Genomic DNA, 15,790 nt, shown 5'->3' with positions numbered 1-15,790 from the left:
TCTTTTTTGATATAAAATGCACGGAAAGTCAAGCGTTAATTTTACATGGAATGGATACATGTGTGAACGTTACCTTATTTTTTCTCAATACAGGACAAAAAGTGAAAATAGTAAAATAATGGAGCGGGACACTATAAATGTAAGGTAGGGGAGAGCATGAAAGGCTATTCAAAGAAAATGTTAGTAGGGGTAAGTTTTGCTAGTTTAATGTTAGGGAGTTTTCAAGGGGTCAGTTTGGCAGAAGATACTAAGGGAGAGCAAGTTTCTTATCGAAATGTGCTCAAAATGGAGCCAGTCGGTGTACAACTACCAGTACAAGAATTAGCTCATTCATCGAAAGTGCTCGAAAGCGAGTCTTTTGAGAAAAGGTTACAATTTGCCGATTTATCACAAAGACCACCTGAGATGAAAAAAGAAAGTAAGCAATTAGCTGTAGCGAAAACTTATACAATTGCTGAATTAAATCAATTAAGCAATCAGCAGTTAGTAGATTTACTTGTAACAATTGATTGGGAGCAAATTACGGGGCTATTTCAGTTTAATACAGACAGTCTAGCATTCTATCAAAATGATAGTAGGATGCAGGCGATTATTGATAAATTGAAGCAGCAAGGACAAGCCTATACGAAGGATGATTCAAAAGGGATTGAGACATTAGTGGAGGTATTGCGTTCAGGATTTTATTTAGGATTTTATAATTCGGAACTTAGTAAATTAAATGAACGGAGTTATCATGATAAATGCTTACCTGCATTAAAAGCGATAGCTAACAATTCAAATTTCAAGCTGGGTACATTAGAGCAAAATAGAGTGGTATCATCATACGGAAAGTTAATAGGAAACGCTTCGAGTGATGTGGAAACGATAACATCAGCTGCAAAGATTTTTAAACAATATAATGATAATTTTTCTACATTAGTAGATAATCTTTCAGCTGGAAATGCTATTTACGATATTATGCAAGGTGTTGATTACGACATTCAATCGTATTTGTACGATACGAGGAAAGCACCGAAAGATACAGTATGGTATCAGAAAATAGATAGTTATATTAATGAACTAAGTCGTTTTGCATTAATGGGAACGATTACAGCAAAAAACGGTTGGCTTATTAATAATGGCATTTATTATACAGGTAGACTCGGTACATTCCATAGTACAGGAACGAAAGGGTTACAAGTTGTAACAGATGCGATGAAAATTTATCCGTATTTAGGGGAGCAATATTTCGTAGCTGCTGAGCAAATCGCAACGAATTATGGCGGAAAAGATGCAAATGGTAAAGTGGTGAATTTAGATCAAATAAGAGAAGATGGAAAGAAAAAATATTTGCCAAAAACGTATACGTTTGATGATGGGGCAATTGTTTTAAAAGCTGGAGATAAAGTGACAGAAGAAAAAGTAAAACGTTTATATTGGGCGGCAAAAGAAGTGAAGGCACAATTCCATCGTACGGTTGAAAGTGATCAACCTTTAGAAAAAGGAAATCCTGATGATGTACTAACGATGGTTATTTATAATAGCCCAGCAGAATATCAATTTAATCGTCAATTGTACGGTTATGAAACGAATAACGGTGGTCTTTATATAGAAGGAACAGGTACGTTCTTTACTTATGAGCGTACGCCAGAAGAAAGTATTTATAGTTTAGAAGAATTATTCAGACACGAGTTCACGCATTATTTACAAGGTAGATATGAAGTACCAGGGTTATGGGGACAAGGGAAAATATATGAAAATGAAAGATTATCTTGGTTTGAAGAAGGGAATGCTGAATTTTTTGCAGGGGCAACGAGAACGGATAATGTTGTACCGAGAAAGAGTATTATAGGAGGATTATCTTCAAATCCAGCAGAGCGTTATACGGCAGAGCGAACGTTAAATGCAAAGTATGGAACGTGGGATTTCTATAATTATTCCTTTGCTTTACAATCGTATATGTACAATAAGAGATATGATATGTTCGATAAAATACATGATCTTATTAGGAAAAATGATGTAACAGCATATGATGCATATCGCTCTACATTAAGTAAAGATGCGAATTTAAATAAAGAATATCAAGACTATATGCAAATGCTAGTTGATAATCGTGAGAAGTATAATGTGCCATTAGTATCAGACGATTATTTAGCGAATCATGCATCGAAGCCAGTTTCAGATATTGCAGCAGAAATAACAGCGGAAGCAAAATTGAAAAATGTATCAGTGAAGAAAAATAAATCACAGTTCTTTAATACATTCACACTACAAGGAACATATACAGGAACTGCAGCAAAAGGAGAATATGAAGATTGGAAAACAATTACACAAAACGTTAATGATACGTTAAAACGTTTAAGTGTAAAGGAATGGACAGGCTATAAAACAGTAACAGCATACTTCGTAAATTATCGCGTGAATGCATCAGGACAATTTGAATATGATGTTGTGTTCCATGGTATTGATACGGAAGAAGGGGCAGAGAATAAAGCACCAGTTGCGGTTATAAACGGTCCGTATAGTGGAAATGTAAATGAAGCAATTTCATTTACAAGCAACGGATCAAAAGATGAAGATGGGAAAATTATTTCATATAAATGGGAGTTTGGTGATGGAGCAGTAAGTAATGAGCAAAATCCAACTCACGTATATACAAAAGAAGGAGCGTATACGGCTAAATTAACAGTAACAGACGATAAAGGAGCAACTAATACTGCTACAGCGACTGTAACTGTTCAAAAGAAAGAAGATAACAGTGTAGAAAAAGAACCGAATAACTCATTCCAAACAGCAAACAAACTGCAGTTAAATCAAGTTTTACGTGCTAGTTTAGGAAATGGCGATACAAGTGACTTCTTTGAAATTAATGTGGAGAATGCTAAAAACCTTCAAATTAACGTAACGAATGAAAATAATATCGGAATGAACTGGGTACTTTATTCTGAAGCAGATTTAAATAATTATGTTACGTATGCTCAGCAACAAGGGAATAAACTAGTAGGTAGTTACTACACGTATCCAGGGAAGTATTATTTACATGTGTATCAGTATGGTGGTGGAACAGGGAATTATACGGTGGAAGTGAAGTAGTAAAAAGGGAGTTGTCTTTTTCAATGAATGGCACAAGGTCTGTACTTTAATGAAAAAACAACTGCAGGAAATGTCCCTAATGATAATAACAAATTAAGTATCGCGAGATATTATATTTACATTAAACAAATCTAATCAGTAAATGAGATAAAATCGATGAACTAGTATTTCATCACGATGTAAGAAAAGTTATAAATATTAAGTGTTTTTAATTGAATTAAACTAAAGGATCAGAGTATATCTGTAACAATAGATAAGATCTGATCCTTTTATGTAATTAACTAAATAGAAAATTGTTATCACGTTAGCAAGGGATACTAATAGAAAAACGTGTCCCTTTACCTAATTCACTCTCTATCTCTATATCTCCGTTTAATTCTCTAATAATACTATAAGCAATCATAGTACCAAGCCCAGTTCCTTTTTCTGTTGTTGAATAGAATGGCAAAGCAATTCGTTTTATTTGTTGAGATGACATCCCAATTCCTGAATCAATAATATCAATTATGATATTTTCTTTTACTTTTTGTATATTTATTTGTAATAATCCACCATTTTTCATAGCCTCAATTCCGTTTTGGATGATGTTGTTTAGACAGAGTTTGAATTTTTCGGGGTCCCCATTTATATAAAAGGAATCTGTACTATTTTGTTTGATTTCAACTTTGTATGACAGAGCGAGTGGTGAAATAGTATCTTTCACCTGATTTAAAATGTGATTAATATCTATTTTCTCTTTTAGGGTGTTCTGTGGTTTGGTTAAAGATAAATAGTTATTAATAGTAGATTGTATTTGCTGCATTTCAATTAACATGATTTCTAAGTATTGCTCCTGAGATAGCTTAGAGGCATGTTTTTCATTTAATAATTGAGTGAATCCATGTACCGTGGTTAGTGGGTTGTGGATTTCGTGTGCAATTGACGCTGCTAGTTCGCTAGCTATATAAAATTTTTCAGCCCGTTGCAGTTTTTCTTTCATTTTATATTTCTCAATCATTTCCTCTATAAAATAAACTGATAATAATACTGTGAAAATATTAATGACTATATAATTTAATAAAAATTCTATGAGAGTAGAGTCTATTTTACCTCCTGTATTTATTTGAGTTACAATACCGCAAATAGAAAGTGAAGCTGTACATACTAAAATAAGAAGTAAGCTTAATAATATCTTTTTTTCTTTAAAATACATAGGTAATAAGTAACGAAAGAGCATTGTTATACCCAAAATAATAGTGAAGATAATAAATGATGGAAGAACGCCATTTCCTCCTAAGTAAAACCGGTAAGAAAGATATAAAATTCCTATAAAAACAATGTTTTTTGTATTTCCATATAGAAAAACTAATATAATAGGAATAAAACGTAAATCATAAATAAATCCCACATGTAAATGAAAAGGAAAAGTCATACAAAAAATAATAGCAATGGAGGAAAGGATAGAAAATAACATATTATTACATGTTATTTTTTCTTTAAACTCTAGCCAGAGTACGTGATAGCTAAGGATACAAATTATTATAATAAAGGTATTTAATAAAAGAGTAGAAATTCCCATAGTTTTGCATCTCCGATAGTTTGTAAGTAGAATTATGTATGAGTTGGACAAAGATGTTTAGTATTAGTAGACTTTTTATCTAAAAAGGAAGGGTACTTGAAAAGTGCTGTTATATTACTCGTATTAAAATCGATAAGGAAAATAGAAAAAATAATAGATAAAAAATCTATTTAAATTCATGTGCATATGAAATTATAAACTAACTTTTGTATAGGTAAAATTGGGATTGAGTTACTGATAAAATAAGGTTCTTTAAGTATGAATATTCTGTGAAAATGATATGTGTGGTGACTCCTGTTTTGTAGCCTTTGTTATATTAACATGGAATATATCAAATTACAAAGTGAAATTTTAGAAAAATTTTATTAGTACATTTTATCTGAAATAGAAATGCTATTTATTTGAGTATTTTGGTACTTCCTCGTATAAAACTTTGTTAGAAAAAGATTTTAAAATTTATAAGTTTTTTATGAAGTGTAATATTGTAGCTTTATCTATGTGGCTTTCTCAATAACTATTAAGGCAGAAAGTTAAAATATATAGGTTTATAGATATGAATTATTACATAAAAACGCACTTAAAAAAGGATGTATGATGGTAATAGAATACAAACATCAAGGGGGAACTTAAAATGAAGTTAAATAAACTAGTGCTTAGTTGTGGAGTAGTTTCAGCATTAACACTTGGTGTGTTAGGGAATAATACTTATGCTGAAGAAGTACACAAAACGAATGATCCAATTCATGTAGTTGAACATGTTTCTGCAGGCTTATTATTAACCCAAACAATGGATTATAGTGGCGAGGCTGTAACTTCTTTCGTATATGATGGGAGTACTGACTTAAGCTTTTCTATGAAAAATAATGGTCAAAATACAATGGGATATAGTGTAAAAGGTCCAAATACAGAGCTAATTGTTGGTGGTTATATAAAACCTGGAGAACAACAAATTAATGTTACAAATGTACGGAATGCTTTATCTCCATTGCCGAATGGAACATATAAAATTTACGTTTCAAATGATGATGGTTCTAAGGGGCAATTCCAAGTTTCAGTAAGATCTATGAATTAAATTTAAAACGCTTTGTTTTTAAGTTAATTTAATCTTTACTTATTGGAAAGAAGCTAAAGTGAATTGAGAATTACCGATAAAAATGAAAACGAGCACCTTATCTAATTGTGAGAGGGTGTTCGTTTTTTGCTATTAAACAGAAAATAATTATAAATATATTTTGATATTCCCATTGCTAACCTACTAGATTGTGTCAACTAGAGAATGTCTACTATAAAACATATTAAAATAAAGATGATGTAACATTCCGCTAAATTATATGGGGAGATAGAAAAACCACCCTTATATGAGTGGTTTTAGTAATTATTTTTAGGTTATAAATTTAAAATTAGGCTAAGTTATAGAAATAATAAACATTTAATCCGTTGTTATTATTTTGGTTCTGGATAATGATTGTAGTATGAGATTCTAATAAATTCTTGGTAGACATTTGTTAATTTTGCATCTCTAAGAGCATCGTTGAATTTTTGCATACGTACACTCCCTTGAGCGTAGCCTCCACCTGGAGTATAAGGGTTTCTTGCTTCAAAGTCATCCAAAAATACTTTTAATTTTTTATAGTCTTGAGATTGATAGAAAGCCACGGCCTCTTCAGGAGTGACATCAAAGTAAGAGGATGACGTTGAGTTATAAGAAGCTGCTTGAGCAGTAGGTGCCTCTAGCATAGTTGCAGCTCCACCAAACATAGTAAGCGCCATAGAAGATACAATAATTTTTTTAAACATAATAAAACCTCCATGTAGAATATTGGATTAATAGTAACCCTGTAATCATTATAGTTACAATGAAAATGATTATCAAATGCAATATTGCATAATATATTCCGCTATTTTTGGGCAGTAAGACTCCCGCCCAAAAATTCAATGAAAGCAAGGAAGTTAGATGGGAATCGGGAGGATTAAAGTTTCACTTTATTCTTTGAACGAGAAGTCACCTTTATATTTAAATGGAGGAGTGTAATAGATTAGAAGAGGTGTATAAGTTACTCAGGTTAACAAGAAAATGAAGAAGATATTTTTAATAGGGGAAAGCTTAATAACTGGAGTAAAGGAATTGCTATTTATATATTTAACATACATATTTGTCTTTTAAATTGTAGGCGTGTTTTAGAATTTGTATATAGTAAATTCGTTAAAAAACTTGATAAATAATAAAATGTGTAAATTTTTTGACTATTTTATTAAAATTATTTAATATTTGTAATTTATTGTTTTATAATGATAAATGGGTCGATCGTGAATGTTTTAGATATTGCGATATATACTCGGATTAATTTATTCTAGGGAGGTTACAAAATTGGGTAAGAGAGTCATTATAAGAGTTTTTACATTATTATCAGTACTGGCATTATTCCTTAATGTATTTTTACCTAGGGCTAGTGCAGAGGTTATGACGCATGAGAAATATTCAATGGACTGGAGTTATAGTAATAGTCTAGGTAAGTACATTCGCACTGAAATGATTAAAAATTCAAGTGGTCAAATTGCTTATTGCTTAACCCTTGGATTAAAATCACCAAATGGTGAAGATCTTCCTGAAATGGGGAAAACAGATAATGTAGTATATAGAGTCTTATTAAATGGTTTCCCGCAAAAAAGTGCTGAACAGCTGGGAGTAGCTAATAAAAATGAAGCGCATTATGCAACGCAACTTGCGGTTTGGAATGCATTAGGTCAACTCGATGTAAATGAATTAAAACATGAGAATAAAAATGTTGAAAAAGCAGCTAAGGCTATTATTAGTAATGCTAATAATAGTGAAGAGACTCAAGATGTTTTTATGAATGTGATTCCTGCTGAAAAGCAAAAAGCAGAATTAAAGGGTGAATTCTTCGAAACAAATCTATATTCAGTACAAACAAATGCTAAGAGTGGTTCTTATAAGGTAGTAGCGAAAAATGCACCTAATGGAGTTAGAATTGTAAGTGAAAATGGAGAAGTGAAAGATCAGCTTTCAGTTGGAGAAAAATTTCGTATCCAAATTCCTAAGAATACAAAAACGGGTGAATTTAATTTAAGTGTTGCTGCTAATTTAACTAAAGTTCAAGCAATTGCTTACCGTGGTACGGATACTGTTCAGAATGCTACAGTACTATTAGAGAGAAATGAAGAAAAGCTTAGTAGTGATCTTGCAGTAAATTGGGAAGCAGCTGGTTCTTTAAAAATTAAAAAGGTTGGAGAAAATGGAGAAGTTTTAGCTGGTGCAGTATTTGAGGTCTTTAATGTAAATAATGAATCAGTCGGAAAAATCACGACTGGTGCTGATGGTATGGCAGAATTAAACAACTTACCAATTGGTACTTACACATTAAAAGAAATTAAAGCACCAACAGGCTATGTTTCAGATGATAAACCACAAACTATTGAAGTTAAGACAGGAGAAACAGGAGCTGTCCAAATAGTAAATAACAAAGTAAAAGGTAGCATCGAAATTAAAAAGCTTAGTGATTCAGGAAAGATTTTACCAAATGTTGAATTCACAGTCTTCACTGAAGATGGAAAAGAAGTGAAAAAAGTAGTAACAAAAGAAAATGGAATTGCAAACGTTGAAGGTCTTACGTATGGTAAATATTATTTCTTAGAGACAAAAACACCTAATGGATATATTGGAAATAAAACAAAGTATCCTTTTGAAATTAAAGAGCACAATAAAACACTTACTTTTACAGTGGAAAATACCGAAGTGAAAGGTAGTGTAAAATTACTAAAAGTAGATAATGAAGATATTAGTAAAAAATTAGAAGGTGCAGCATTCGAGCTAAAAGATGCAAGTGGAAAAGTAGTTGGGGAATATAAGACAGATAAAAATGGTGAGATTAACGTCAAAGATTTAGCGTATGGTAAATATTCATTTGTAGAAAAGGCTTCTCCAAATGGTTACGTTCTTGTTAAAGAACCGATTATGTTCGAAATAAAGGAACATGGAAAGATTATTGAGCTATTGGCAGTTAATCATCTTATCAAAGGTGATCTAGAAATTACAAAGGTAGATGTAGCTGATGGAAATAACAAGCTTCCAAATGCAGAATTTACGATTTATAACGAAGCAGGAAAAGAAGTAGTAAAAGGAAAAACAGACGATAAAGGAATCGCTAAATTTGAAAAGTTACCATTTGGAAAATACACATATAAAGAAACTGTTGCACCAAAAGGTTATGTATTAAATGAAGAAACGTTCTCTTTTGAAATTAAAGAGAATGGTCAAATCATTAAACACATTGTCAAAGATGAAAAGATTCCTTCAATAGAAACAAAAGCTACTGATAAAACAGATGGTACAAAAGAAATGCACACGTCTAAGTCTGTAACAATCCAAGATAAAGTGGAATACAAAGACCTACAAGTAGGCAAAGAGTATACTTTAAAAGGTAAATTAATGAATAAAGAGACTAATAAACCATTAGTTGTAAATGGTAAAGAAGTAACTGCTGAAACGAAGTTTACACCAAAAGAAGCAAATGGTTCTATTACACTAGATTTCACTTTTGATGCAACTGGTTTAGAAGAAAAAGAAGTAGTAGTATTCGAAGAGTTATTGAAAGACGGAAAAGTTGTTACGACACATGCTGATATCAATGATAAAGGTCAAACAGTTAAGTTCGTTAAGCCATCAGTAAAAACGACAGCAACAAACAAAGCTGATGGTTCTAAAGAGTTAGATGCTTCTAAATCTGTAACAATCCAAGATAAAGTGGAATACAAAGACTTAATCGTGGGTAAAGAGTACGTAGTAAAAGGTAAACTAGTGGATAAAGCAACAAACAAGCCATTATTAGTTGATGGTAAAGAAGTAACAGTAGAATCTAAGTTTACTGCTAAAGAGAAGAATGGTTCTATCACATTAGACTTCACTTTCAATGCTTCTGCATTACAAGGTAAAGAAGTAGTAGTATTTGAAGAACTGTATCAAGATAATATATTAGTAGCTATTCACGCTGAAATTGAAGATAAGGGACAAACAGTGAAATTTAAAGAGGGAAAATCGGAACAACTAAAACCAGAACAGCCAAATTCAGGTAAAAATACGACAACACCAGAGCAACCTAACGAGCAAGTAAAAGAACAACCACAACTTAAGAAAGAAATTCAATCTAAAATTGGATGGTTACCGCAAACAGGTACTAATCTTACAAGTTGGATCTCTATGGCTGCAGGAGCATTACTGTTAATTGTTGGTGGAGTGATTTTCTTAAAACGTAAAAATGCATAGAAATTAAAAAATAAGCACATCTGTTTTTATAACAAGATGTGCTTATTTTTATCATTTTAGCCAAGAAGACTCCTATATTTAAGCGTGAATAGCATTTAAAATAGCAACCATATTTTATAGGTAATTTTGAACAGTTAAAAGAAATATTACAGGAGGGTGAAAAGCAAGGAGTTTTTCATTTCTTCTCCATAAATCATACAATACATTGGATCACTTCTATTGTTTTATTTCCAAAGTTTAAAAAGTTTATTGATTTTTTAGGACCAAATGAAACGAATGATACAAATCATGAATGGATGCCAGAAAACTTAGTGGACAGGATTGTTACTGCATTAACAGATAAACCTAATGTGTAAATTATTCAGTGTTTATGAATTCTATTATTACTATTTAAAGCCTAATTTCTCAATGTATTGTAGAGAAATTAGGCTTTTTTTATCAATTCATTAAAGTTTTTATAATTCAAGGACTCAAGTTAATGATTATATTTTCAAGTATTCGTTTTGAGCTATATAGATATAGTTTTCGTTGCAACTGTTTGTTGAAATATTTTATCATGCTCAACAATAACCATTGTGGGATTAAATTGTTGAATAAGTTCTTCAATCTGCATGCGGGAATAGATATCTATAAAATTTAGTGGTTCGTCCCATATATATATATGAGCTTTTTCACATAAACTTTTAGCGATAAGCAGTTTTTTCTTTTGTCCACCAGAATAATGAGATATATCTTTTTCAAATTGAATTCGGTCAAAGTCCATCTTACTTAGGATGGACTTAAATAAGGTTTCATCAATCTTGTGCTCTTCAATAAAGCCTGATAGCGATCCCTTCAAATGAGAAGTATCTTGTTGGACATAGGAAATGATGAGTCCTGTACCTAAAGTAACTAAGCCTGTATGCTGTATCGGATGTCCTAGAATTAGTTTTAGGATACTACTTTTTCCGCTCCCATTCGTTCCATCAAGTACAATTCGGTCACCTTGTTCAACTATGAAGCTAATCGGCTCATTCACAATTTGATCATTATACTTAACGGACACGTCAACTAAAGTAACCAATTCATTTGATTTAAATTGCAATTGTTCCAATTTTAATGACTCAGTTTTTTCCACATTTTTTAGTAATTTTGATTTTTCCTCAATAGCTTTTTGTTGCCTTGATTCAAGGTTTTTTGCTCTTTTCATCATCTTGGCTGCTTTATGTCCTACAAACCCCTTATCCAACTTAGAGCCTGAATTCCTCGTTCCATTTTTTGAAGCTTCCACGTCATTAGACCAACTTGCTGAACGTTTGGAAGACTGTTTTAATCGCCCTATGTCTTTTTGTAGACGCTCATTTGTAGCCTTCTCGTGTTCTTGCTGTCTATCAAAATTTAACTTCCAAGAAGAATAGTTACCACTTTGAACTTCAATATTTGCTCTATTAATAGATAGGATATGGTCAACGCACCCATCTAAAAAGATTCTGTCATGTGAAATTAAAATAAATCCTTTTTTCTTCCTTAGATAATCGGAGACTATCTTTCGTGCATCTGTATCTAAGTGATTTGTTGGTTCATCAATTAATAGAAATTGACCCGCATTTAAAAACAGTGCAGCAAGCAACACTTTTGTTTGTTCCCCATTTGATAATGTTTTAAATGGTCTGTACATGACCTCAGCATCAACATTTAAATAGGATATCTCACGTAGAAGTTCCCAATCTGCGGCTTGGGGACAAATTTCTTCAAGGATTTCATGAGTGAATTTGTTCTTATCTGAAACAGAGTAGGGGAAGTAATTGAATTCTACTGAAGCAAGGATTTTCCCGCTATACTCATAATTCCCTAACAATAAATTAAAGAATGTCGTTTTACCTCGTCCGTTTCTACCAATAAATCCTAGCTTCCAATCCGTATCTATTTGGAAGTTTACACTTTCAAAAATATTATCAAAGCTACCTGGGTATGAAAAAGTTAAGTCTTGGACCTTTATCATTGACATAATAATTCCTCCTTTATATATCGAAACGTTTCATATAAAGTCGGAGCATCCATCCATTTTTTAATTCCTCTATATAAGTTTGATGGATATTAACGACTTATATAGAGCATTACATGTGTAACAATAGTATCTGAAGTACTCATTTTTCTCGCTCCTTTATTTGTGAAGTACATTTAACAATTAGTAAGTTTCAACTAAGACAAACGGGAATAAAAAAATCCCCCAATTTGTAATCGGAAGGATTAGTCTTTCGTCTATACTTAATAAGTACTTATTAATCATTTGAATCATGACAAATAAAGTATGAACTGAATTTTAAAAATGGATAGACTAACCCTATATTTTGTAGTTTGAAGTTATAAAATTCAACTTAAAATATAAATTAGTTAATCATTATTCATCCATCATTCCTTTCATAATTCTATTTTTAGAGTAACATTCTTTTTAGGGAGATGCAATATTAGCTTCAATTTCATCTAATTCTAAATCATTTATAATTCTTTGAGTAAGGAGATAAAACTTTACCGCCCTTTTTATAAACATCACATTTTTGTTCAATAGGTCATGTCTTTTGTCCGTTAAAAAGGGAGGATATGAAATTGACATCAACTTTTTGTGTAACTATAATAGTTACGGTTGGTTTCGTAAACTAATTTAAATTTCTATTTTAATGATAGTATATTTTCATTCCTTTTTAAGTGTGACAGATAGCAACTATAATCCAATAGAGGAGTAGATTCTATCTCATATGTAAAGAGTAGATAAGTTGTACCCGCCAAATTTACGATGCTCAAATACTTAAAAAATTACATTTTTCAGCTTATCCTTTTTAGAATCCTCAGTATTGATAATTGTAAACATCTACAAAAAGTTAATAAGATTGTTGTGTGTAGAAAGAAATCTTTTAAAAAGGTCATAATATGGATAATAGGTAGCACACATTTTAATTAGTAGGACTTGTGCCACCATCAAGTCATTTTTTAATAAAAGTATAGAAAAATCAAGAAGGTGAATCCATTGCGTAAACATGTATATGTGCAATTTTATGTATTGATATTGGCTTTAATAACTTATATAAGCTTTTGCTTTATATTTTTATTTGTTTTTCCGAATCATTATTTCGTATCAGATTTTAATATCCGACTATCATCTTTAGTCGTTGAAACTACTGTATTTATCTCATTACTGTATTCTATATTATCCCAAAAAATTAAGTTAGGAGTATTCTGGGTTTGCATTACTATTGCAATAGGGTGTTTTTTGATAGGGAATTTCATATCCGCTTTTCAAGTACTTAATGTAGAATTACCAATACAAAATTTTAATATTTCTGATGTATTTCTACTGTTTTTCTTATTTTTCTTTCTCTTTGCGTTCTTTTATAAAATCATGATGGAATGTAACAAATGGGAGAAAGCATATTTACTTTGTGATTTATATATTGTTGTTACTGCTATTTTTACATTAGAGTGGTACCTATTTAATAAACCATCTGCAAATATCTTATTCTTATCAATTGGAGATGTTTTTCTCTCATTTATTTTTCCAATTATAGATTTATTACTTCTATTACTTGGAGTTACACTAATCTTTCGACCTGCTATTTTCAATGCAAAAAGTAAATTGTTTATTTTTATCCTAGTATTAACTGGATTGGCTATTACGGACTACTTGTATTTCTACTTACAGGATGATTTGTCAGAGCGTTCAGTTATATTTTTAAGGTGTTTGTATAGAGTTTTCCTATTATTTATCGCTATTGCTGCTACAATCCCAAAGAATACTTCTTCTAAAAGAAATTATTTTATTATTAATCCGACATTTGGAGAGAAACTTCTTGGTATATTCCCTTATCTTGCAGTTGCAGTCTTAATTGGTTTTACTTTGAAAGAGCAAACTTCTTCAGCTACATTAATTACGGGAAATTGTATTGCTTTTGTATTTGTACTGATTCGTCATACAATCGTACGAATGCAAAACAAAGAGTTAACTAAAACATTAAAAGTGTTTAATAATCAATTAGAACAAACAGTATCTCAAAGAACAAGGGATTTAATAAATAAATCTAATGATTTAGTAAAAAATCAAGAGAGATTTAAGTCATTATATGAGTATCATCCGGATCCTATTTTAACGATTGATTCAAACGGTATCGTATTAAATATAAACCAGGCTGGAAGTATGTTATTAGGAAAAGAAAGTGCTGCATTAATAGGGAAAGAGTGCTTCTCTATTTTTTTAGATGAAGATAAATCTGAATTGGAAGCAGCTATAAAGAAAGGGAAACGATGTAGTTCATCTTCACTACAGTTACGTGTGAAAAATAACAATGAGAAGGATATACTCTTTTGGTATGTCACTATAGTTCCTATTATGATAGAAGGACAAACCTTTGGGAGCTATGTAATGGTAAAAGATATAACAAGGATGAAACAACAACAGGAAGAGATAAATTACCTTGCATTCCATGATACGGTGACGGAGATTGGAAATCGTATATTCTTCCAACAAGAATTAGATAGATCTATTAAGCGTGCACAAAAAACGCAGGATAAGTTTGGGCTCCTGTATATTGATTTAAATCGCTTTAAGACTATTAATGATACATTGGGTCATTCGATTGGTGACAAGGTTTTAAAAGAAGTTGCCAAACGTTTTAGGACATGTCTGTCACCGACTATTCCTCTAGCAAGAATAGGTGGTGATGAGTTTGCGATCATTGTCCATAACCAAACAGAGCAACAGCTATTGGATTTGTGTAAAACTCTATTTCGTATAACTGAAGAACCATTTGTAGTAAATCAGCATAGTTTTTACTTATCTCTTAGTATAGGAATAGCGGTGTATCCATTTGGAGGAATAAATACTACTACACTTTTACAACACGCTGATATCGCTATGTATAGCGCAAAGGAAAAAGGTAACAATGCTGTTTGTATGTATGACGAGACATTATCTCAAAAAGTCACTCGTCGATTACGATTAGAACAGGATTTACCAAATGCAATTGAAAATAATGAGTTGTTTTTATTGTATCAACCACAAATTGATAGTAAGGCAGGTAAGGTTATTGGTGCAGAGGCTTTAATACGTTGGCAACATCCAGAGCTTGGGCTGATTTCTCCTTTTGAGTTTATACCTATCGCAGAAGAAACGGCGCAGATTATTTCAATTGGAAAGTGGACGTTACAGAAAGCGTGTCGACAACTGAAAGAATGGCATTCTGCGGGTTTTTCAAATCTAAAGATGGGGATAAATTTATCAGCTATAGAGTTTGAACAGAAAGATTTTGTTCAAACAATGATATCTACTATAGAAGAGATAGGAGTACCTGCTAATTCGATTGATTTGGAATTAACAGAGCGAATTGCAATGGTAGATGAAAGAGAAACTTTATCAAAGTTAAAAGCATTAAAATCATTTGGTGTACATTTATCAATTGACGATTTTGGTACAGGTTATTCTTCACTAGCGTATCTGCCTCTTTATCCAATTGATACTTTGAAAATTCCAAGAGAATTTGTTAATAGGATTGGAACTTCTACTGATGGAGATGAAATTATACAAACCATTATTTCACTTGCTCATACTTTAAACATGAAAGTGATAGCAGAAGGGGTAGAAACGAAGGAACAATTAACAGTGTTACAACGTAATGTATGTTATCTAATTCAGGGCTATTACTACAGTAAACCTGTAAATGAAGATGAATTTATGGATTTCTTAATTGTAATGCAAAATGAATAAGTGAAAAATTGATATATGTATGAAGTAAAGTGAAAAGACGTTCTATCCATTTGGAGTAGAACGTCTATTTTATGTTTATTTTCAGTAGTTATGCAGTTATGTTTATGTTTCAGCCTTTGAAAGTAAAATAAGTATCTATATTCCT

7 protein-coding genes and 1 pseudogene are annotated in these 15,790 nt (G+C 31.6%); 5 read left to right on the top strand and 3 right to left on the bottom strand.

The genetic code is table 11. The features are described from left to right. Positions 1 to 156 precede the first annotated feature (156 nt). Positions 157 to 3,072 (top strand): collagenase ColA, encoded by a 2,916-nt coding sequence (gene colA / locus DN401_RS23585; RefSeq protein WP_149287978.1) that lies wholly within the window; start codon positions 157 to 159, stop codon positions 3,070 to 3,072. A 304-nt stretch (positions 3,073 to 3,376) separates the two neighbouring features. On the opposite strand, the gene DN401_RS23580 is transcribed toward colA, so the two are convergent. Then, positions 3,377 to 4,630: a sensor histidine kinase gene (locus DN401_RS23580; protein WP_000513034.1), complete on the bottom strand. Its 1,254-nt coding sequence runs from the start codon at positions 4,628 to 4,630 to the stop codon at positions 3,377 to 3,379. A 631-nt stretch (positions 4,631 to 5,261) separates the two neighbouring features. Between DN401_RS23580 and DN401_RS23575 the strand changes: the two genes are divergently transcribed. Next, on the top strand, positions 5,262 to 5,702 hold the full coding sequence (locus tag DN401_RS23575) for a hypothetical protein (RefSeq protein ID WP_149287977.1): 441 nt from the start codon (positions 5,262 to 5,264) through the stop codon (positions 5,700 to 5,702). Positions 5,703 to 6,073: 371 nt separating this feature from the next. Here DN401_RS23575 and DN401_RS23570 read toward each other — a convergent pair whose 3' ends face one another. Next, a complete protein-coding gene (locus tag DN401_RS23570) occupies positions 6,074 to 6,427 on the bottom strand; it encodes a hypothetical protein (RefSeq protein WP_000473483.1) in 354 nt (117 codons plus the stop codon). Between the two features lie 571 nt (positions 6,428 to 6,998). Here DN401_RS23570 and DN401_RS23565 point away from each other — a divergent pair. Both DN401_RS23565 and DN401_RS23560 read left to right on the top strand, forming a co-directional pair. Then, positions 6,999 to 9,911, top strand: coding sequence for a VaFE repeat-containing surface-anchored protein (locus DN401_RS23565; RefSeq protein WP_149287976.1), 2,913 nt, complete (start codon positions 6,999 to 7,001; stop codon positions 9,909 to 9,911). 104 nt (positions 9,912 to 10,015) lie between these two features. Then, positions 10,016 to 10,267 (top strand): annotated as a pseudogene (locus DN401_RS23560) (TetR/AcrR family transcriptional regulator); the annotation flags it as partial. A 152-nt stretch (positions 10,268 to 10,419) separates the two neighbouring features. Here the strand turns inward: DN401_RS23560 and DN401_RS23555 are convergent. Next, positions 10,420 to 11,898: an Lsa family ABC-F type ribosomal protection protein gene (locus DN401_RS23555; RefSeq protein WP_000061798.1), complete on the bottom strand. Its 1,479-nt coding sequence runs from the start codon at positions 11,896 to 11,898 to the stop codon at positions 10,420 to 10,422. A 1,017-nt stretch (positions 11,899 to 12,915) separates the two neighbouring features. On the opposite strand from DN401_RS23555, the gene DN401_RS23550 reads away from it, so the two are divergent. Beyond that, complete coding sequence (locus DN401_RS23550) at positions 12,916 to 15,645, top strand: sensor domain-containing protein (protein WP_001225602.1); 2,730 nt, start codon at positions 12,916 to 12,918, stop codon at positions 15,643 to 15,645. Positions 15,646 to 15,790 lie beyond the last annotated feature (145 nt).

The organism is Bacillus sp. BF2-3, assembly GCF_008368795.1.
In the GTDB taxonomy this organism is placed as follows: Bacteria; Bacillota; Bacilli; order Bacillales; family Bacillaceae_G; genus Bacillus_A; species Bacillus_A cereus.
The sequence above is the reverse complement of the archived record's forward strand: the minus strand, read 5'-3'. Positions and strand labels throughout refer to the sequence as shown.